Genomic DNA, 21,545 nt, shown 5'->3' on the forward strand with positions numbered 1-21,545 from the left:
AAAAGTATGGATTAAAAGTTCACTATATTCCCAAGGAGGTAGATCGTATGAAAACTATTCTTGCTATCGCTGGACTTATTTGGGTTTTATCGCATGGCATCCCAATTTATGAAGGAGAACAAATTCGCAGTGCTCTGAATAAAAATTTTAATGAATATCATATCATTGATCGGCAAGATAATGTTGTAACAGTTCGAGTAAATGACTGTTTTCATACGGTAACCGTTGAAGGAACTTCAGTAGTGAATGATACAAAAGTATGCGATCAGCAATAACTATATATAGGAAGAAAAAAGTCTCAATTTACACATGTGAATTGAGACTTTTATATTTGTGATTGAAGTTTTTTCATAAACAATTATTGACATAACGAGTTTATGTTGATAAAATTCAATTCATAAAATATAGATAATTTAATAGATTTCGAATCAGATGAAAATTAAATCTGATTTCTCTTATCTAGAGAGGTGGAGGGACTGTGCCCTGTGAAACCCAGCAACCATCAATTTTTACATTGAAATGGTGCTAATTCCTGCAAAGCAAATGCTTTGAGAGATGAGAGAAAGGGATAGTATCGATATATGCATACAAACCTTTCTGCTCATTCTAAGGGCAGAAAGGTTTTTTTATTGTTCTCGACTGTGAGTAAAGACTATTCTGGAGGAAAATAGAGAGATTTATACAGTCCGTGTGCAGGAGGAATAACGATGTGAAAATCAATGAACCAATTTGTGCATGTCCTAGTGTTGTTCTAATAAAATGGATTATTGATTTGTTACAGCGTGAATTAATAAATAAATACATAAAAGAAGAAGGGTGTTTACAACATGAAAAAACTATTACTATCAGGACTTATTACAACGGCAATTTTTGGTTTAACTGCTTGTGGAGGTAAAAGTGAAGATAAGCTTGTTGTCGGTGCTTCTAATGTACCTCATGCAGTTATTTTGGAAAAAGCAAAACCATTACTTGAGAAAAAAGGTGTAGAACTAGAAATTAAAAAATTCCAAGACTACGTATTACCAAATAAATCATTGGCGAATAAAGAATTAGATGCAAATTATTTCCAAGGTATTCCATTCTTAGAGAAAGAAATGAAAGACAAAAAATATGATTTTGAAGTAGCTGGAAAAATACACATTGAACCAATCGGTTTATATTCTCAAAAATATAAAAATCTAAAAGAGCTTCCAGATGGTGCAACAATTATTATGAGTAATGCAATTACTGATCATGGACGTGGTTTAGCAATTTTACAAAAAGAAGGTATTTTAAAAATTAAAGATGGTATAGATCCTGTAAAAGCAACCGTAAAAGATATTACAGAAAATCCGAAAAATTTAAAATTCAAAACAGACATTGAACCTGGTTTATTAACACAAATGTATAAAAATAAAGAAGGTGATGCTATTTTAATTAATGCTAACTATGCAATTGATGCAAAATTAAATCCAAGAAAAGATGCAATTGCGATTGAAGGTAAGGATTCGCCATATGTAAACGTAGTTGCAGTTCGTAAAGGTGACAAAGATAAGAAAGAAATTAAAGCACTTGTAGAAGTATTACATTCGAAAGAAATTGAAGATTTTATTAATAAGGAATATAACGGTGCTGTTATTCCTGTAAAAGAATAACTTTGAAAACTAAGAAATTGTACTCTTTACAACTACGTATTTTATAACTGATGAAAATTAATTATTTTATTAAGGGCTACTAAGGTAGCCCTTTTATATTTGCAACGAGAAATGGTTAGGGAATGTACATTAATGGAGGCTTTAGTTGAAGAACATAGCACAAAAGTGATTAAACATTTTACTTTATTAAGTTCTGATGGAGAATGTAATGTTTTTTTGAAAAAAGAAAGGGTATCATGAAAATTGAGACTGAGAAGCTAATAAATTGTTAAGAATAAGCTTAGAGCGGAAATATACTCATATGGGGTATCATACATAGATAATTAATGCTATAATTGGTATACTCGTAAAAGCAATTGTTTTATTGGATGAAGAGAAACTTTAAGAAGGTGATAATATGGGGCATAAAGAGCATGAAGCGGTAACACATAGATCAGAAAAAGAAAAAGAACAAATTATAAATAGATTAAAGAGGATTGAAGGACAGGTCCGCGGTATTCAAAATATGATTGAAAATGATCGCTATTGTGTGGATATTTTAGTGCAAATTTCAGCGATTAATGCAGCGATGAAAAAAGTAGGAATGGGTGTATTAAAAAACCATACAAGTCATTGTGTTTCAGGTGCTATTAAAGATGGCAATGGTGACGAAGCAATTGAAGAATTAATGACTGTATTTGAACGTTTTTCAAAAGCGTAAAAACAAGCTAGTATGTCACTGGCTTGTTTTTTTGTTTACCTTCATAATAAGATTTCGGGGTATTGATGTGAAAAAGTGTGTGTAAAATAAACTTTTAGAAAATAATTGAAAAATCATGATACAAAACCATTGATTACCTTAGGGGGGTATAGTAAGATGTAATTGTAATTAACAAAGAATGAAGAAACAAGAGGAGGATTTTAAATGGAACAGTTAACATTACAAGTTGAAGGTATGTCTTGTGGACATTGTGTAAATGCTATCGAAAGCAGTGTGAAAGAGCTAAACGGTGTTGAACAAGTGAAGGTTCAATTAGCAGAAGGAACTGTTGAAGTTACTATCGACTCGTCTGCCGTAACATTAAAAGATATCGTTGCTGTAATCGAAGACCAAGGATACGATGTTCAATAATTATTTTTAGATATGGAAATAAATCGTACTTTAAACGAAGTACGATTTATTTTGCTAATAATTATACCTCATAAGGGTATATAGAGGTGAGAGACATGAATGAACAAAAAGAGGCCAATCTTCAAATATCAGGAATGACATGTGCGGCATGTGCAAATAGAATTGAAAAAGGTCTAAAAAAAGTAGAAGGTGTTCATGAGGCAAATGTAAATTTTGCGCTTGAAAAAACAAAAATAATGTACGATCCAACTAAAACAAATCTACAACAATTTAAAGAAAAAGTTGAAGCGTTAGGATATGGAATTGTAAGTGATAAAGCTGAATTTACTGTTTCAGGAATGACATGTGCAGCATGTGCAAATAGAGTTGAAAAGCGTTTAAATAAGTTAGATGGTGTGAACAAAGCGACAGTAAATTTTGCTTTAGAATCAGCTACAGTAGACTTTAATCATGATGAAGTTAATGTAAATGAAATGAAGAGCGCGATTACGAAGCTAGGATATAAATTAGAAGTGAAACCAGATGATCAAGATGCATCAACTGATCATCGATTACAAGAAATTGAAAGACAAAAGAAGAAGTTTATTATTTCGTTTATTTTATCTTTCCCATTATTATGGGCAATGGTTAGTCATTTCTCATTTACGTCGTTTATTTATTTACCAGATATGTTAATGAACCCTTGGGTGCAACTAGCACTTGCAACTCCTGTTCAATTTATCATTGGTGGACAGTTTTATGTTGGAGCTTATAAAGCGTTACGTAATAAAAGTGCGAATATGGATGTTCTCGTGGCGCTTGGAACGTCGGCCGCGTATTTCTATAGTGTATATTTAAGTATTCAATCTATTGGTTCTTCGAAACATATGACAGATTTATATTTTGAAACGAGTGCGGTACTTATTACATTAATTATTTTAGGTAAATTATTTGAAGCGAAAGCAAAAGGGCGCTCATCAGAAGCAATTAAAAAATTGATGGGTTTACAAGCGAAGACAGCTACAGTTGTGCGAGATGGAACAGAAATAAAAATTTTGATTGAAGAAGTAGTAGCTGGTGATATCGTCTATGTAAAGCCTGGTGAAAAAATACCAGTAGATGGTGAGATTGTAGAAGGAAAGTCAGCAATTGATGAATCGATGTTAACGGGTGAAAGTATTCCTGTTGATAAGTCAATTGGGGATGTAGTAATAGGTTCGACAATAAATAAAAATGGATTTTTAAAAGTGAAAGCAACTAAAGTAGGAAGAGATACTGCATTAGCTCAAATTATTAAAGTAGTAGAAGAAGCACAAGGTTCAAAAGCTCCTATTCAAAGGGTAGCAGATCAAATTTCAGGTATTTTCGTACCGGTTGTAGTTGTGATTGCGATTATCACATTTGCAGTATGGATGATATTTGTTACACCTGGTGATTTTGGCGGAGCACTTGAGAAAATGATAGCAGTACTTGTTATCGCTTGTCCGTGTGCATTAGGTCTTGCAACACCTACGTCTATTATGGCGGGATCAGGAAGGTCGGCTGAGTATGGTATTTTATTTAAAGGTGGAGAGCATTTAGAAGCAACGCACCGATTAGATACAGTTATTCTAGATAAAACGGGTACAGTGACAAATGGGAAACCGGTGTTAACAGATGTAATGGTAGCAGATGGATTCCATGAAGCAGAAATACTACGTTTAGTAGGTGCGGCAGAAAAAAATTCTGAACACCCACTTGCAGAAGCAATTGTAGAAGGAATTAAAGAAAAGAAAATTGATATCCCAAGCTCAGAAACGTTTGAAGCGATTCCGGGATTCGGTATCGAATCCGTTGTAGAAGGGAAACAATTATTAATTGGTACACGTCGATTAATGAAGAAATTCGATATTAATATTGAAGAAGTTTCTAAATCGATGGAAGCGCTAGAACGAGAAGGAAAAACAGCGATGCTTATTGCGATCAATAAAGAATATGCTGGTATAGTGGCCGTTGCAGATACTGTAAAAGATACTTCAAAAGCAGCTATCGCAAGACTTAAGAAAATGGGTCTAGACGTTGTTATGATTACAGGAGATAATACACAAACTGCTCAGGCAATTGCGGGGCAAGTTGGTATTGATCACGTAATTGCAGAAGTATTACCAGAAGGAAAAGCAGAAGAAGTGAAAAAACTCCAAGCACAAGGTAAGAAAGTAGCGATGGTTGGAGACGGGATAAATGATGCTCCTGCTCTTGCTACAGCGAACATTGGTATGGCAATTGGAACGGGAACGGATGTAGCGATGGAAGCAGCGGATATAACGTTAATCCGCGGTGACTTAAATAGTATTGCTGATGCGATCTTTATGAGTAAAATGACGATAAGAAATATTAAACAAAATTTATTCTGGGCATTAGCTTATAACGCGTTAGGAATTCCAATTGCGGCATTAGGTTTCTTAGCCCCTTGGGTTGCTGGAGCAGCGATGGCATTTAGTTCTGTATCCGTTGTATTAAATGCATTACGATTACAAAGAGTTAAATTAAAACCTTAAAAAGCTACATTAAGTAATTGAATAGAATTAAAAAACAATACTTGAATAAGTATTGTTTTTTTGTTCGTATAGAAATTAAAACGATATAATAAAGCAGAAATATAGAATCGTATGTAGTAGAAAAGTTAAGAGGTAGTTTCGTAAGGAGACTTATATATGTTAAAAGATATTATAATTAGAACATTCCAGAAAGAAGATTTAGATCAAGTATTACAATTGTTCTATGAAACAGTTCATACGGTTAATGCAAAAGATTATAATGAGTTACAGCTACAGGCGTGGGCACCGGAGCGACTAGATAGAGAAAATTGGTTACAGTCTTTAGAAAAGAATATTAGCTATGTAGCGGATCATAAAGGTGTGATTGTGGGGTTTGGGGATTATAACGATGATCGTTACATAGATCGTTTATTTACGCATAAAGATTATCAAGGGAAAAGAGTCGCTTCATACATACTACAGAAGTTAGAAAAAGAAGCAGTGAACCTAGGGCATAGGGAGATATATACAGAGGCGAGCATTACCGCAAAACCTTTTTTTGAAAGTAAAGATTTTATTTGCATAAAAGAACAAAAGAAACAACATAATGGTCAGATTTTTATTAATTATGTTATGAAAAAAATATCCTTCTCATAAATGAGAAGGATATTTTTCATTATTTTACAGCTTCTTTTAGTTCTTTACCAGCTTTGAAAGCAGGTACTTTAGAAGCTGCGATTTGCATTTCTTCACCAGTTTGTGGGTTACGGCCTGTACGAGCAGCTCTTTCACGAACTTCGAATGTACCGAATCCGATAAGTTGTACTTTTTCACCAGCAGCTAAAGTGTTAGTGATTGATTCTACTACAGTTTGTACAACTACAGTAGCTTCTTTTTGAGAAATCTCAGCATTTTGTGCTACGTTTTTAATTAATTCTGTTTTGTTCATGTTTTTCACCTCATATGTAAATAATGCTATTTAAGTTGTTATTATAACGTATAAAACATTCGAGAACAAGTGTACGTACATATATTCGCAAAAAAAATGAAATTTGTAATATTTTTTAGGGCACTTTATAGACATTCCATTTAAGCGGACAGAGATTTGTTCTTCATTTCAGTCTTCTCTTGATGAGCAGGTAGTTTCTTATTATAAGATATGAAGTAAGGTAGTGCTACAAATAACATACCTCCTACTAAATTTCCAAAGAAAACAAAAATAAAGTTTGGAAAATATTCAGCCCAAGTGAAATGACCGGCAAAAATCGCGGCTGGGATGACAAACATATTGGCTACAACGTGTTGAAATCCAATCGCAACAAAAGTCATAACCGGGAACCAAATACCGATAATCTTTCCGATAAATTCTTTACTTCCCATACTGAGCCAAACAGCTAAACAAACGAGCCAATTACATCCGATTGCAGAAATAAATGCTTGCAATGGCGTATCTTGTAGTTTCGCTTGAGCGATAGAAATAGTTTTCGCTAAAAAAGCTCCCTCAGTTAAGCCAACGATATGACCGAAAAAGTAGGCTACAAATACAGCCCCTATGAAATTGCTAAATGTAACAATAACTAAATTTCGTATGAAATAAAATAAAGTAATTTTCTTTTGGAGCCAGGCCATAGAAACTGTCATCATGTTACCGGTTACTAGTTCACCGCCTGCAAGAATAACGAGAATAAGACCAATAGGAAATACAGCAGCGCCTAGAAAACTAGAAAATGATCCCCAATATTTTGGCATTGTCCCAATAACATGAATATCGAGTAAATACCCTAATGCGATAAAAGCGCCACCAAAAAAACCAAGAATTAGCATAGGGAGCAATGATAAATGAGCTTTTTTCCTTCCTGAATTCGCAGCAAGTTCCGTAATTTCTTCTGGTGTAAATACAGACATGAATAACCCCTCCGTAATCAAATGATGGAATGAATAGAAAAAATTTCGAAAATCTATGTATTATAAAAATATGTTATGACTTCTGTATAAAATTGTCAAAGTGAATAGAGAGAGAATTACATATTGATAATATTGTTCATGTTGTCACATGAATGTAACAATAAGGATTTAAAGTGTTTCTAGAGGTGAAAACATGAATACGAATCATGTAAAAAAAGAACGAAAAAAATCAATCGTAAAGATATTTATTATTAGTTTTATAAGTATATTAATGATACCAGTAAGTTTGTATTATTATGCGACAGAAATAGAACGAAAACTAGTAACAGTTACGTGGAATGAAATAGAAGCTTCTACAATTCCTAAAGAGTTTAATAATAAAAAAATATTGCAGTTTTCAGATGTACATTTAGGACCAGAGTTTACACTGAAACAACTTGAACATTTAGTGGAGAAGATGAATGAATTACATCCGGATATAGTAGTTTTTACCGGAGATTTAATAGATAAATTTGGGTCTTATAGTGCGGAAAGAGAAGAAGCGAAGGTTATTTTGCAGAAAATTTACGCTCCCTTAGGGAAATATGCTGTGTTTGGGAATCATGATAGGGGCGGGGGCGGTAGTTTATTTTACAAAAAATATATGGAAGAAGCTGGTTTTTCTGTATTAGTAAATGAAGTGCAGAAAATTAAAGTGGAAAACGGCAAATATATTATAATATCAGGTTTGGATGATTTTCTATTAGGGAAGCCGAAAATAGATTCAACTTTAAAAAACTTGAAACAAAATGATTTCAACATGTTATTAGTACATGAGCCGGATGTTGTAACCAAAATAAATCGTTACCCAGTTGATCTTCAACTGTCAGGACATAGTCACGGAGGACAAGTCCAAATTCCTTTTGTAGGTCCGTTAATTACTACCAAACTAGCTGAGCACTACGTTGAAGGTATGTATGAAGTAGAGGGGAAGAGTAAGCCGTTATATTTATATGTAAATCGTGGCATTGGGACTACTAGGATGCCTGTTAGATTTTGTAGTGTACCTGAACTTTCAATTTTTGTGTTGAAGCAAAATAGTAACTAGAATATTTAACAATATGATTCCAAGGAACGTACGATGTTGGTCGATGGAAAAGAGTTTCTTAAAACTTTAGATGTGACAAAGTAATTTTCATAAATAAAAAACAACAATAGGACCTATAAAGGGACCTATTGTTGTTTTTATCCTGCATTGATTGCCCATAAATGTCCGATTGATGAGGGCTAATTATAGTTTTACTTTGTTATTTTTGCAAGGAAAGACCATCAAAATATGTTCTATAGTTATTTGAGAATTCAAAGTTGTTTTTTGCATCCCAATTAATAGACCAAGACATTAGGCCGCGGAATGCAGGATAGCCACTCTGGTTAGAAATTTTATACTTTCCTCCGAACGGAACTCCTTTAATAATATAATTTAAAGCTTTTTTCATTTCAGTCGGAGAAATATATCCGCCACTTGGAGCTGCCGCTGGTGCTGCAGGAAGTCCAATCATTACCTGATCTGAACGAAGAGCTGGGAAAATGTTATTTGTATTACCACCTACAGGAAAACCATGTAAGAGCATATCTGCCATAGCGACTTCGTAGTCTGCAGTACCTTGATTGTAGTTATTACCGTCCATTCCAATCCCGCTACCAGCATTGTAGTGTTGAACGTGAATGTATGTTAGTTTATCTTTCACTCCGTAAATAATTGGTAAATATGCACCCCAGATGCTTCCGTATGCGCTATAACCGCCTTGAACATAAGCTGTTTCAGGAGCCATGCTTAATAGAAAATCTGGACCATAATGATCTGAGATTGTTCGAATAGCTGATATAAGATTTACGATTTGGGGAGTAGTTGGGTTTTTGAAATTAGTGTCATTTCCGTTTAAGTAAATACCTGATTCAAGGTCAATATCTATTCCGTCAAAACCGTATTTATCGATTAGAGATTGTATGGAATTAATAAAACGTTGCTTAGAGGCATTGTCAGGAAGTAAAACGACTCCATTTTGTCCACCTATTGAAAGAACTACTTTCTTTCCTTTACTTTTTAAATAAGAAATATCTGATTTGAATTCTGCATCTGTACCATACACAGGAGAAAATTCAACAGTGGAACGATCACCACCAGTTTCACCAAAAGATACATTGATTACATCCCATTTTGGTGAAACGTCTTTTAATTTAATAATGCCAGTACCGTTATCAAAATTATGCCAGTATCCAACGAGTAATTTTGAACCTAAATTGTTTGCTGCTTGTGATTGGAAAGGGGATAGCGGTAGAAGTAAGAACATTACTAAAATACAACAAAAAAATTTGAACTTGTTTAACATATCAACACTCCTATACAAAAAGTTGTCTAGATGTATAATCTTGTTTATTTAATGATATCTGAAAATTCTTTCTTTTGTAAGAGGACTATAATTTTCTCAACAATTGTGTATGAGAAAGTATTAAACCTAATGTAATAATTTTTGAAGGAGGTTGAATTTTAATTGTTGAATTCAGAATATTTTGATATATTTTAAAGTATAGGACAAAATCTTTCGCACAGTACTCTTACATAAATTTCAAAATTTAGTTTGGAAGGGGATGTACAAGATTTGGATAAAAATCTAAAGAAAGACCTCAAAATACGCCACATTACAATGATTTCAATTGGCGGTGTAATAGGGGCTGGTTTGTTTGTTGGAAGTGGTGCAGTTGTACATTCGGCAGGACCAGGTTCTATCGTTTCATATGCATTAGCAGGACTTCTAGTCATTTTCGTCATGAGAATGCTAGGAGAAATGGCAGCTGTTAATCCGACAAGTGGTTCATTTGCAACGTATGCAAGAGAAGCGATTGGTCCTTGGGCGGGTTATACAATAGGCTGGTTATACTGGTTTTTTTGGGTAATTGTTATTGCAATAGAAGCCACAGCAGGTGCTGGTATTATCCAATATTGGATTCCACAAATACCGCTTTGGTTATTAAGTTTAATATTAACAATTTTATTAACACTGACGAACGTTTTTTCGGTGAAATCATTTGGAGAGTTTGAATATTGGTTTTCTTTTATTAAAGTAATAAGTATTGTTTTGTTCCTTTGTCTAGGTCTTGCTGTTATTTTAGGATTTGTTCCAGGAACAGAAGCACCCGGCACTTCGAATTTAATTGGACAAGGTGGATTTATGCCAAACGGTATAAGTTCGGTACTGCTTGGAATTACTGTCGTTATATTTTCATTTATGGGATCAGAGATTGTAGCAGTAGCCGCAGGTGAATCTGCAGAACCTGTAAAAGCAGTAAAAACAGCAACAAACAGTGTGATTTGGCGTATTCTTGTATTTTTTATTGGGTCTATAGCGGTAGTTGTTACGCTACTGCCATGGAATTCAGCAAACATATTAAAAAGTCCATTTGTAGCTGTACTGGAACATATAGGAATACCAGCTGCGGCACAAATTATGAATTTTATCGTTTTAACAGCTGTACTCTCTTGTTTAAATTCGGGTTTATATACAAACTCAAGAATGCTTTTTTCGATGGCAGAAAGAGGAGATGCTCCAAAGGCGTTTTTGAAATTGAACAGTAGTGGTGTTCCAGTTCGGGCCGTTTTATTCGGAACGTTCTTCGCTTATATTGGCGTTGTTTTTAGTTACATTTCTCCAGATAAAGTCTTTTTGTTTTTAGTGAATGCATCTGGCGGGATTGCGTTACTAGTTTATCTCGTTATTGCAGTTTCGCATTTAAAGATGCGTAAAAAAATGGGAAAAGTAGAACAACAAAATTTGAAAGTGAAAATGTGGCTTTTTCCGTATGTAACGTATGTTACAATTGCTGCTATTATAGCAGTTTTAGTTGCGATGTTCGCAATTGATACTTTACGTTCACAAGCACTTTTAACAATGTTTGTTACTGTTCTTATCATACTTTCTTATTTTATTTTTAATAGAAATAAAAATAGCACAGTTTTGAATCCTAAAAGTAAGAATGAGGAATCTGTTCGATTCTAATTTTCTAATTTTCGAAGAGAGTTACACCCAGTCATTGCTATAAAAGAATCATATATAATCATAGAAACAAGTAATTACTATTGTCATAGTGGATATAAACTTTTTTCTTGACTTTTTATACGAAGGCGAGCAAAATGGTAAAAAAGGAAGGGGGGATGATAATGGAAGAGTACGTATTAGAGCTGTATAACCTGTTATATACGACAGAATGGCAAGATATTGTTTCGTTTCTAGGAATCGTATTTTGCATGAAAATTGTCATTGTATATATGGAAGAGCAAGGTATGTTCTATTCCTTCTCATCCCCGTTCGATATGCAGCGCGAGCCGTTGCTAAACTATGCCAATGTGAATTACGAACAAATTCCTTTTGTTATTTTCTTTATGATTCGATTTATTACAGCAATTGTAAGGAAAAAGGAAAGTGACGATGAAGAGTGCCACTCAACTTGTAATATAGCGAATGTTTTTTAAGCTAAATACAAGGAGGAGATTTATATGTGGTTTCGATTTCTTATGATTGGTTTCTTTTCATTAACAGCAATTTCTTTAATGGGATATCAAGTGTCTGAAATTTTTCAAGCATATAGCGATACATTTTTTAACAAAAACTAATCGCGTTGCTATTTGAATAATAAAGCGATAAAATCCTTCTTAAGAAGTTTTATTAAGAAGGATTTTTTCTTTGTCTTATCTTGCTGTGTCAAACTATTGTCACATTTACACTGTGAATAGTATGTTAAAATAGTGAGGTTACGTATACATATTTGAAGGAAGAGGGAGTGACCATTTTGGTGGATCAATCAACAAATCAGAAAAGCTATGCTCCTATTGTGATAACGCTTTCTGTAATTGTAAATGCGATTATTTTATTTTTGTTCTTTGGACCTGTTGGCTATGAAGGAGAATTACATTTTGATGTAACAATTTTGCCAATGTTAAATGCAATTTTTAATAGCTTTACGTTCGTATTCTTATTAGCAGCTCTATACTCTATTATTAAGAAGAATGTGAAAATGCACCGTGGTTTCATCCTGGCAGCATTTACAACGACGTTGCTATTTTGTGTTTCTTATTTATCTTATCATTACTTAGCGCCAGCAACACATTTTGGCGGAGAAGGATTCATTAAATATGTGTATTTCATCATTTTAATTACACATATTATCCTGGCGGCAATTATTGTACCGCTTGCATTGTTTGCACTTGTATTTGGTTTTACAAATCAATTAACACGTCATCGTAAAATTGTACGTTGGACGATGCCGATTTGGTTATATGTAAGTTTATCTGGTGTTATTGTTTACTTAATGATCTCACCTTATTACCAATAAAAAATCTCAGCCTGTAGGCTGGGATTTTTTTATTAAGCAAATATTTTTGTGAAATGAAAAAAATATGGTATACAAAAGTATAGTTGCTTTTCATATAGAAGGGATGGTAAAGGAATATGCAAAATTTTGTATTTCGTAATCCAACGAAACTTATTTTCGGTAAAGGTCAATTAGAGCAGTTAAAAACTGAAATTCCACAGTTCGGTAAAAAAGTTCTTCTCGTATACGGGGGAGGCAGCATTAAAAGAAACGGTATTTATGATAATGTAATTTCTATTTTAAAGGATATAAATGCAGAAGTATTTGAATTGACAGGTGTTGAACCGAATCCACGTGTATCAACTGTAAAGAAAGGGATTCAAATTTGTAAAGAAAATGGTGTTGAATTTATTTTAGCAGTTGGTGGAGGAAGTGTGATCGACTGTACGAAGGCAATTGCAGCTGGTAGTAAGTACGATGGAGATGTATGGGATATTGTAACGAAAAAAACATTTGCTAATGAGGCATTACCATTTGGTACTGTACTTACTCTTGCAGCAACAGGATCTGAAATGAATGCAGGCTCGGTAATTACAAACTGGGAAACGAATGAAAAGTATGGATGGGGTAGCCCAGTTACTTTCCCGCAGTTTTCAATTTTAGATCCAGTTCATACTACTTCTGTACCGAAAGATCAAACAATTTACGGTATGGTAGATATTATGTCGCACGTATTAGAACAATATTTCCATCATGGAACGAATACAGAACTACAAGATCGTTATTGTGAAGCTGTTTTAAAAACAGTAATTGAGACAGCACCTAAGCTTTTAAGTGATTTAGAAAATTATGAGCATAGAGAAACTATTTTATATTGTGGTACTATGGCGTTAAACGGCATTTTAGCGATGGGAGTAAAAGGAGATTGGGCGACTCATAATATTGAGCATGCAGTTTCTGCTGTTCATGATATACCACACGGGGGTGGCCTTGCGATTTTATTCCCGAACTGGATGAAACATGTTGTAGAGGAAAATGTAAGTCGTTTTAAACAGTTCGCTATTCGTGTATTTGATATAGAAACAGATGGCAAAACAGATAAAGAAGTGGCTTTAGAAGGAATTAAGGCACTGCGTCAATTTTGGACTTCAATTGAAGCGCCAGCAACATTAGCTGATTACGGTATTGGAGAAAATGAAATTGATATAATGGCTAATAAAGCGATGGCGTATGGTGAATTTGGTAACTTTAAAAAATTAAATAAAGATGATGTTTTAAGTATATATAAAGCTTCTTTATAAGTGAATTTAGAAAAGAAACCTATTTGATTGTTTAATCGAATAGGTTTCTTTTTGCTGTTTATAAATGTTTATGGGTGTTTTTGATTATTTTTGATTGTTCGTGGTTGATTTTTGTGACCGTTTTCATTATACTGTAATCAAAGAAGAGGTGAATAAAATGTTAACTCCTGAACGTCATCAAATGATATTGCAACTTGTAAAAGAACAGAAAGTTGTAAAATTACAGCAATTAGTTGAAAGAACAGAAAGCTCTGAGTCGACAATTCGCCGTGATTTAGCACAATTGGAAAAGCAAAGGTTATTAAAAAGAGTTCATGGTGGTGCCGCTGTTTTAACAGGAAAAGGGCAAGAACCAACGATGGTTGAAAAATCATCCAAAAACATTCAAATAAAACAACAAATTGCTAATTATGCGGCTAGCGTTATTGAACAAGGTGATTGTATTTATTTAGATGCAGGAAGTACAACATTTGAAATGATTCCATTTTTAATAAATAAAGATGTGACTGTCGTTACGAATGGACTTATGCATATTGAAGCTTTAGTTGAAAATAATATTCGTGCGTATTTACTAGGTGGAATGATGAAGAGTAGGACGAAAGCTTTAATCGGTGCTATGGCACAGGAAAGTATGCAGAAGTATCGTTTTGATAAATGTTTTTTAGGTGCAAATGGTGTACATGAACAGCTTGGCTTTACAACGCCAGATCCAGAAGAAGCGCTCTTAAAACAAATGGCATTAACATTAGCAAACGAAGGATATTTCTTAATTGATGAAAGTAAGTTTTCAGAAGTTGCATTTGCGAAAATTGCAAATGTTGAAGAAGCAAATATTATTACAAACCATTTAGAAATTGATTTAGAAAAATATAAAAGACAAACCAATGTAATTGAGGCTGATAAACAATGATCTATACAGTTACTTTAAACCCATCTATTGATTATGTAGTACAAGTTAATTCCTTTGATTTAGGCGCAGTCAATCGAGCAGAGAAAGATATGAAGTTTCCTGGAGGAAAAGGGATTAATGTTTCTCGCGTTCTCCATCGTTTAGGTGTGGAAAATATAGCACTTGGATTTACTGGTGGATTCACCGGTCAATTTATTAAAGGTGTATTACAGGCGGAAGGCGTAATGACAAACTTCATCCAAGTAGACGGAGATTCCCGAATTAATGTGAAAATAAAAGGGCAAGAAGAGACAGAATTAAATGGGCAAGGTCCTAATGTGACAAATGAGCAATTTGAACAATTAATGAAACAAATCGAAAGTATGAAGCAGGGAGATTGCGTTGTGCTAGCTGGAAGTGTACCTGCATCTATCCCAACTACCTTTTATGAATCAATCGCAGCGCTCGGAGCTGAAAAAGGTATTCGAGTAGTAGTCGATGCGAGTGGAAGTGCACTGCAGCATGTAATTAAAAATAAGCCATTTTTAATTAAGCCAAACCATCATGAACTTGGTGAGTTGTTTGGAGTGGAGCTTTCAACAGTAGAGGACGTTTTACCTTATGGAAGAAAATTAATTGAACAAGGTATAAAACACGTTATCGTATCGATGGCTGGAGAGGGAGCTTTATTATTTACGGCAGAAGGTATATATGAAGCGACTGTTCCAAAAGGTGTTGTAATTAATTCAGTTGGGGCCGGAGATTCTCTTGTTGCAGGGTTTGTAGGCAAATATGAACAGACAAAAGATATTGAAAAGGCATTTCAATACGGCGTTGCAACAGGGAGTGCAACAGCATTTTCAGCTGATTTATGTAAGAAGGAAAAAGTAGAAGAATTATTGTCGCAAGTAATTGTAGCTAAGCGATAGGGGGAAGCAACATATGAAAATTACAGAACTATTAAAAAGAGATACAGTCATTATGGATTTGACAGCTTCAAATAAAGAAGCTGTCATAGATGAATTAGTTGAGAAATTAAATGGGGCAAATCGTTTAAATAGTAAAATGGAATTTAAAGAAGCTATTTTAAAGCGGGAGTCCCAAAGTACGACTGGAATAGGGGAAGGTATTGCAATACCTCATGCGAAGACAAAGGCTGTTAAACAACCATCGATTTGTTTTGGTAGAAGTGTAAGCGGTATCAATTATGAGTCGCTTGACGGACAGCCAGCACACTTATTCTTTATGATTGCTGCAAGTGAAGGAGCGAATAATACTCATTTAGAAACGTTGTCTCGTTTATCGACATTATTAATGGATGAAGGATTTCGCAAGCAACTATTAGAAGCAAAGGATGAAAGTGAGCTTCTTCAACTATTTGATGAAAAAGAGAATGAAAAAGAAGAAGAGATTGAAGTCGCAAAACCAGAAGTAAATGAACCGTACGTACTTGCTGTTACAGCTTGTCCAACTGGAATCGCTCACACATATATGGCAGCGGATAGCTTAAAAGCAAAAGCGACAGAGTTAGGAATAGCGATTAAAGTTGAAACAAACGGATCGACAGGTATTAAAAACGGTTTAACGAAAGAGGATATTGAACGTGCAACAGCTATTATTGTTGCGGCGGATAAACAAGTAGAAATGAATCGTTTTGCTGGTAAACATGTCATTCAAGTACCAGTCGCTGATGGGATTAGAAAAACGGAAACACTTCTTAATCGAGCTGTAAAGCAAGATGCACCAATCTTTAAAGGTGTAAAAGAAGATGGAAAGGCAGAAAGTACGGAAAAAGAAAAAGGATTAGGAATTTATAAGCATTTAATGAATGGCGTAAGTAATATGCTTCCGTTCGTTGTTGGCGGCGGGATTTTAATAGCGCTAGCGTTTTCGTTTGGTGGTATAAAGGCGGAAGGTCCTTTAGCTGAATTGTTCATGTCAATTGGTGGAGGAAAAACAGGTGCGTTTTTATTCCTTGTACCAATTTTAGCTGGATTTATTGCAAGTTCTATTGCTGATCGTCCTGGTTTTATGCCTGGTGTTGTAGGTGGATTTTTAGCGGCGAATGCGAATGCTGGCTTTTTAGGTGGATTAATTGCTGGTTTCTTAGCTGGATATGTTGTTTTAGGGTTGAAAAGATTATTTTCAGGACTACCAGTACAATTAGAAGGAATTAAACCTGTTTTGTTATATCCAGTCTTTGGATTATTGATTACAGGAGTTGTAATGCAAAAAGCAGTGATTCCGCCTGTAGTAGCATTAAATGAAATGTTGACAGGGTGGTTAAATGGTTTAAACGGTACGAATGCTATATTACTAGGTCTTATTTTAGGTGGTATGATGGCAATTGATATGGGTGGTCCAATTAATAAAGCGGCGTTTACGTTTGGTATTGCTGCAATAGAAGCACAGAATTTTGGAGTGCACTCAGCAGTTATGGCTGGTGGTATGGTACCGCCACTTGCGATTGCATTTGCAACTACATTCTTTAAATCAAAGTTTACAGAAGCGGAACGTAAATCTGGTTTAACAAATTATATTATGGGAGCATCGTTCATTACAGAAGGTGCGATTCCGTTTGCAGCTGCAGATCCGGTTCGAGTAATTGTAAGTTGTGTTGTTGGTTCAAGTATTGCAGGTGCGTTATCTATGTTATTCCAAATTACATTACCAGCACCGCATGGTGGATTATTTGTAATAGCTTTAGTAAATAAACCGTTACTATATATTTTCTCTATATTAATTGGAACGATTGTCTCGGCTATTATGCTAGGTGTTTGGAAAAAGAAAGTTCAATAACAAATGAAAAGAGAGCAGCTTTTAGTAGCTGCTCTCTTTTTATTACAAAAAAATAGGTTAACAATTAAATATTGATGTTTTTTGGTAAAAGATGTAACGAATTGTGAATTTTTTGTAACAAAAAAGTAACACTGTAATTTTTTCTGGAAAAAAGTTCTTGTGCTCGTATATGAAAAATATATGAAAACCACTGGAGATTGTATGAGAAATACATTTTATTAATATGGAAATTTATGTTACAACTCGTTAATCGTATATTACGAATGCTTTGTAATTGTGTGATTTCTAAAAATTCTAAAAATCTGTTGCTATAATGAAAATACGAAAACAAAGCAAATGGAGGCTATTCATGAAAAAATTATTAGGTATAGCAACAGCAGCAGTTTTTGGTCTTGGGATTTTTGCGGGTTCTGCTAAAGCGGAAACAATTGTAACAACAGACGTATTAAATGTTAGAGAAAACCCAAATGTAGAGTCAAAGCTTGTAGGTAAAGTGTTAAGTGGGAATACACTAGATGTTATAAATACAGAAAATGGATGGACAAAAATTAAGTTGAACGGTAAGGAAGCGTTTGTAAGTGCCGATTTTACAAAGAGCACATATTATGTAACGGCGGGCGTATTAAATGTTCGTGCTGGAGCGAATACTGATTCTGAAATTTTAGGTAAACTTAATAAAAATGATGTGATTGAAACGACGAATCAAGTTCAAAATGAATGGTTACAATTTGACTACAATGGAAAAGTTGGATATGTTCACGTGCCATTTTTAACAGGAACAGCACCTGTAATCGAAAAGAAAGAGGTTGTAGCTCAAGAAGAAGCGCCAGCTAGAACAAATACGCCGGTTAAAAATAATACAGTAGTTAAGAATAAAGAGTCTGTTAAGAGTAACGATTCTATTAAGAATGTAGAATCAAGTAAACCTGTGGTAAAAGAAAAACCGGCTGCAAAACCAGTTGCAAAATCTACTGAAACAAGTGCGCCTACTGGTGGTCGTGAAATTACAGTAGAAGCGACGGCATATACAGCAGATCCGAGTGAGAATGGTTCGTATGGTGGTCGTGTATTAACTGCAATGGGGCATGATTTAACAGCAAATCCAAATATGAAAGTAATTGCTGTTGATCCGAAAGTAATTCCGCTTGGATCAAAAGTATGGGTAGAAGGATATGGAGAAGCGATTGCTGGAGACACTGGTGGTGCGATTAAAGGAAATCGTATTGATGTATTAGTCGGTTCAGATGGTAGTGCTAATAGCTGGGGGCGCAAATCTGTAAAAGTGAAAGTTATACAATAGGTTATCGATATTAATATAAAAAGCGGTTGCTTGAAATTATGTAAGCAGCCGCTTTTTATGGATTATTGAAATGGATAAATAGTTTTACCTGTAATAATTTTATATGCACTGCAAAATTGCGTTTGTATATATTCTGTATTTTTATTTTCTGGATGTAATGTTGTTTCATGAAGGGTAGAATGAAAAGCCCGTAGTAAACAATTTAGGGCGAAGTATAATTCCTCTTGTGAACAATTTTGTTCTTTTATAGAAGTAGCTAAAATGAGGTCTTTTGTCAAAGATGAAAAATTGATGGTGGATTGTTTCATAGTTAACTCATCCTCTCGAAACTATTTTTATCATGTATATGCAGAATTGGACAAACTATGTTCTTTTTTCTGTATAATTTCATGTACCGAAATGAAAGAACTTGCAATCATGCCGTTAAAATTGGTAAGATTGGGTATAATCAATAGATGGAGTATATTACATAAAGAGAGTTGAATGATATGGGAGAAGTGCAACGTGAAAAAGTTGCTGTCATCATTGGACCAACTGCTGTTGGAAAGACGAAGTTAAGTATCAATCTTGCCAAAGCGTTGAACGGTGAAATTATTAGTGGTGATTCCATGCAGATCTATCGAACGATGGATATTGGAACTGCAAAGGTAACAAAAGCAGAGATGGACGGAATTCCACATTATATGATCGATATAAAAAATCCGGAAGATTCATTTTCTGTCGCGGAATTTCAAGAACGTGTTCGCAAGCATATTCGAGAAATTACAGAACGTGGTAAATTACCAATTATAGTTGGTGGGACCGGTCTTTATATACAATCTGTTTTATTCGATTATCAGTTTACAGATGATGCTGGTGATGTGATATACCGAGAGCAAATGGAAAAGTTAGCTTTAGAACGCGGTGTGGAATATGTACATAAAAAATTGCAAGAAGTAGATCCAGAAAGTGCGGAGCGTATTCATGCAAATAATGTACGACGTGTCATTCGGGCTTTAGAAATTTTTCGCACAACGGGTGAAAAAATGAGTGAACAAATTGAGAAACAAGAAAAAGAGTTACTCTATGATGTTTCATTAATTGGCTTGACAATGGATCGAGAAATGCTATACGATCGCATTAACTTACGAGTGGATTTGATGATGGAACAAGGCCTATTAGAGGAAGTAGAAGGGCTGTATAATAGAGGGATACGAGATTGTCAATCTATTCAAGCGATTGGATATAAAGAAATCTATGATTATTTTGAGAATCGAGTTTCTTTAGAAGATGCGGTATCACAATTAAAGACGAATTCGCGTCGTTATGCAAAGCGTCAATTAACGTGGTTCCGTAATAAAATGGATGTCACGTGGTTTGATGTTACAAACGGTGAAAAAACGTCAGAAATTTTACGATACATAGAAGGAAAGTTACAAGTAAAGTCGAATAATAGTAAGTAGAGAAAAAGAGGAGGATTCGACATGAAGCAATCAATCAATATTCAAGATCAGTTTTTAAATCAACTCCGTAAAGAAAATACGTTTGTTACGCTGTACTTATTAAATGGTTTCCAGCTTCGTGGACTAATTAAAGGATTTGATAATTTTACAGTCCTGCTGGAAACAGAAGGTAAGCAACAGCTTATTTATAAACATGCAATTTCTACATTTGTACCACAAAAAAATGTTTCAATTGAATTAGAATAGTAATGAATTATTGTACATAACAAAAAAGAGCGAGTTTCCTCGCTCTTTTTTTATTTGTCATAAACAATATATAGTGAAATTTAAGCGATTCTAAATACAGTAAGGCGGATGTTAGTATTTCCTGTTGCAGGGATCGTAATCTCATTAAGTGTAGATTGGACAGAGATTCTTGCACCAGCTGCTAATGTTTCTATTGTAGTAAATGAAAGTGAGTCGCCTATTAAATTTGAAGAGAAATTATCAGTTGCGACTGCTCCATTAATTGAAATTCCTACTCCGAGTGGAGCGCATCCTGGCGCAGTTGTAGAAATGGATACGCTAATTACATAAATACCACCGTTAATAACAGTAACTGTATCTGTGCCGTTGAAGATAATATTGTTTACGTTAATTGCAGTACTAAAAATAAAATTATTAAATTGCAGTACTGTTTGCTGAATATTGTTTGTTACAACAATTGTTGCTATAGGGAAGCTAGGTCCAGTAGGCCCAGTAGGTCCGGTAGGTCCACCAGAAGGTCCAGTAGGTCCAGTAACTCCTATGCCAGTAGCGCCGGTAGCACCCGTTGGTCCTTGAATGCCTTGAGGCCCGGTAGCGCCTGTGTTACCTTGAACACCTTGAGGTCCAGTGGCACCCGTAGCACCCGTGTTACCTTGAGCACCTTGAGGTCCAGTAGCACCCGTGTTACCTTGAGCACCTTGAGGTCCAGTAGCACCCGTGTTACCTTGAACACCTTGAGGTCCAGTAGCGCCTGTGTTACCTTGAACACCTTGAGGTCCAGTGGCACCAGTAGCACCTGTGTTACCTTGAACACCTTGAGGTCCAGTAGCACCAGTAGCACCCGTGTTACCTTGAGCACCTTGAGGTCCAGTGGTACCAGTAGCACCCGTGTTACCTTGAACACCTTGAGGTCCAGTAGCACCAGTAGCACCTGTGTTACCTTGAGCACCTTGAGGTCCAGTAGCACCAGTAGCACCCGTGTTACCTTGAGCACCTTGAGGTCCAGTGGCACCAGTAGCACCTGTGTTACCTTGAACACCTTGAGGTCCAGTGGCACCAGTAGCACCTGTGTTACCT

22 protein-coding genes and 1 riboswitch are annotated in these 21,545 nt (G+C 35.0%); of the genes, 17 read left to right on the forward strand and 5 right to left on the reverse strand.

The features are described from left to right. The first annotated feature begins 47 nt into the window (after positions 1–47). The 6 genes from ACTFR8_RS14030 (at position 48) to ACTFR8_RS14055 (ending at position 5,897) form a co-directional block, all read left to right on the forward strand. Positions 48–275: a hypothetical protein gene (locus ACTFR8_RS14030; RefSeq protein ID WP_000849103.1), complete on the forward strand. Its 228-nt coding sequence runs from the start codon at positions 48–50 to the stop codon at positions 273–275. Between the two features lie 177 nt (positions 276–452). Then, positions 453–562, forward strand: a riboswitch (SAM riboswitch). A 265-nt stretch (positions 563–827) separates the two neighbouring features. Beyond that, complete coding sequence (gene metQ, locus ACTFR8_RS14035) at positions 828–1,634, forward strand: methionine ABC transporter substrate-binding lipoprotein MetQ (RefSeq protein ID WP_000735072.1); 807 nt, start codon at positions 828–830, stop codon at positions 1,632–1,634. Positions 1,635–2,031: 397 nt separating this feature from the next. Then, positions 2,032–2,334 (forward strand): metal-sensing transcriptional repressor, encoded by a 303-nt coding sequence (locus ACTFR8_RS14040; RefSeq protein ID WP_000509876.1) that lies wholly within the window; start codon positions 2,032–2,034, stop codon positions 2,332–2,334. A 204-nt stretch (positions 2,335–2,538) separates the two neighbouring features. After that, entirely contained in the window at positions 2,539–2,745 is a 207-nt protein-coding gene (gene copZ, locus ACTFR8_RS14045) for a copper chaperone CopZ (protein WP_000436973.1), read from the forward strand. 95 nt (positions 2,746–2,840) lie between these two features. Continuing rightward, on the forward strand, positions 2,841–5,261 hold the full coding sequence (locus ACTFR8_RS14050) for a heavy metal translocating P-type ATPase (RefSeq protein WP_001005322.1): 2,421 nt from the start codon (positions 2,841–2,843) through the stop codon (positions 5,259–5,261). Positions 5,262–5,417: 156 nt separating this feature from the next. Next, positions 5,418–5,897 (forward strand): GNAT family N-acetyltransferase, encoded by a 480-nt coding sequence (locus tag ACTFR8_RS14055; protein WP_000910157.1) that lies wholly within the window; start codon positions 5,418–5,420, stop codon positions 5,895–5,897. A 19-nt stretch (positions 5,898–5,916) separates the two neighbouring features. Here the strand turns inward: ACTFR8_RS14055 and ACTFR8_RS14060 are convergent, their stop codons facing one another. Both ACTFR8_RS14060 and ACTFR8_RS14065 read right to left on the reverse strand, forming a co-directional pair. Then, the gene (locus tag ACTFR8_RS14060; protein WP_001043904.1) at positions 5,917–6,189 is read right to left on the reverse strand and encodes an HU family DNA-binding protein; all 273 of its coding nucleotides are present in this window, start codon (positions 6,187–6,189) and stop codon (positions 5,917–5,919) included. Positions 6,190–6,329: 140 nt separating this feature from the next. Beyond that, complete coding sequence (locus ACTFR8_RS14065; RefSeq protein WP_000110537.1) at positions 6,330–7,145, reverse strand: formate/nitrite transporter family protein; 816 nt, start codon at positions 7,143–7,145, stop codon at positions 6,330–6,332. A 193-nt stretch (positions 7,146–7,338) separates the two neighbouring features. Between ACTFR8_RS14065 and ACTFR8_RS14070 the strand changes: the two genes are divergently transcribed. After that, positions 7,339–8,232, forward strand: coding sequence for a metallophosphoesterase (locus ACTFR8_RS14070; protein WP_001095343.1), 894 nt, complete (start codon positions 7,339–7,341; stop codon positions 8,230–8,232). A gap of 199 nt (positions 8,233–8,431) precedes the next feature. Here the strand turns inward: ACTFR8_RS14070 and ACTFR8_RS14075 are convergent, their stop codons facing one another. Beyond that, on the reverse strand, positions 8,432–9,514 hold the full coding sequence (locus ACTFR8_RS14075) for a chitinase (RefSeq protein WP_000932444.1): 1,083 nt from the start codon (positions 9,512–9,514) through the stop codon (positions 8,432–8,434). Positions 9,515–9,784: 270 nt separating this feature from the next. Between ACTFR8_RS14075 and gabP the strand changes: the two genes are divergently transcribed. The 8 genes from gabP (at position 9,785) to entD (ending at position 18,780) form a co-directional block, all read left to right on the forward strand. After that, complete coding sequence (gabP, locus tag ACTFR8_RS14080; protein ID WP_000360108.1) at positions 9,785–11,179, forward strand: GABA permease; 1,395 nt, start codon at positions 9,785–9,787, stop codon at positions 11,177–11,179. A gap of 134 nt (positions 11,180–11,313) precedes the next feature. Next, positions 11,314–11,652 (forward strand): hypothetical protein, encoded by a 339-nt coding sequence (locus ACTFR8_RS14085; protein WP_002005644.1) that lies wholly within the window; start codon positions 11,314–11,316, stop codon positions 11,650–11,652. 317 nt (positions 11,653–11,969) lie between these two features. Beyond that, the gene (locus ACTFR8_RS14090; RefSeq protein WP_000228314.1) at positions 11,970–12,512 is read left to right on the forward strand and encodes a DUF420 domain-containing protein; all 543 of its coding nucleotides are present in this window, start codon (positions 11,970–11,972) and stop codon (positions 12,510–12,512) included. A gap of 116 nt (positions 12,513–12,628) precedes the next feature. Continuing rightward, on the forward strand, positions 12,629–13,792 hold the full coding sequence (locus tag ACTFR8_RS14095) for an iron-containing alcohol dehydrogenase (protein WP_001179092.1): 1,164 nt from the start codon (positions 12,629–12,631) through the stop codon (positions 13,790–13,792). Between the two features lie 157 nt (positions 13,793–13,949). Further along, a complete protein-coding gene (locus ACTFR8_RS14100; protein WP_000957286.1) occupies positions 13,950–14,702 on the forward strand; it encodes a DeoR/GlpR family DNA-binding transcription regulator in 753 nt (250 codons plus the stop codon). Then, positions 14,699–15,610 (forward strand): 1-phosphofructokinase, encoded by a 912-nt coding sequence (gene pfkB / locus ACTFR8_RS14105; RefSeq protein ID WP_000640830.1) that lies wholly within the window; start codon positions 14,699–14,701, stop codon positions 15,608–15,610. The genes ACTFR8_RS14100 and pfkB overlap by 4 nt, the downstream gene beginning before the upstream one ends. A 13-nt stretch (positions 15,611–15,623) precedes the next feature. Continuing rightward, a complete protein-coding gene (locus ACTFR8_RS14110; protein ID WP_000704599.1) occupies positions 15,624–17,480 on the forward strand; it encodes a PTS fructose transporter subunit IIABC in 1,857 nt (618 codons plus the stop codon). 349 nt (positions 17,481–17,829) lie between these two features. Next, positions 17,830–18,780 (forward strand): cell wall-binding protein EntD, encoded by a 951-nt coding sequence (gene entD / locus ACTFR8_RS14115; RefSeq protein WP_000734613.1) that lies wholly within the window; start codon positions 17,830–17,832, stop codon positions 18,778–18,780. Positions 18,781–18,842: 62 nt separating this feature from the next. Here entD and ACTFR8_RS14120 read toward each other — a convergent pair whose 3' ends face one another. Continuing rightward, complete coding sequence (locus ACTFR8_RS14120) at positions 18,843–19,088, reverse strand: hypothetical protein (RefSeq protein ID WP_000814426.1); 246 nt, start codon at positions 19,086–19,088, stop codon at positions 18,843–18,845. Between the two features lie 180 nt (positions 19,089–19,268). Between ACTFR8_RS14120 and miaA the strand changes: the two genes are divergently transcribed. After that, positions 19,269–20,222, forward strand: coding sequence for a tRNA (adenosine(37)-N6)-dimethylallyltransferase MiaA (gene miaA / locus ACTFR8_RS14125; RefSeq protein WP_000504958.1), 954 nt, complete (start codon positions 19,269–19,271; stop codon positions 20,220–20,222). Positions 20,223–20,243: 21 nt separating this feature from the next. Further along, the gene (hfq, locus tag ACTFR8_RS14130; protein WP_000813896.1) at positions 20,244–20,468 is read left to right on the forward strand and encodes an RNA chaperone Hfq; all 225 of its coding nucleotides are present in this window, start codon (positions 20,244–20,246) and stop codon (positions 20,466–20,468) included. Between the two features lie 80 nt (positions 20,469–20,548). Here hfq and ACTFR8_RS14135 read toward each other — a convergent pair. Beyond that, positions 20,549–21,545: Gly-Xaa-Xaa repeat protein (locus tag ACTFR8_RS14135; protein ID WP_440027434.1), on the reverse strand; the 997-nt coding region annotated here is incomplete at its 5' end.

Origin of the sequence: Bacillus cereus group sp. MYBK15-3, assembly GCF_051916765.1 — a bacterium.
Classification (GTDB): Bacteria; Bacillota; Bacilli; order Bacillales; family Bacillaceae_G; genus Bacillus_A; species Bacillus_A cereus.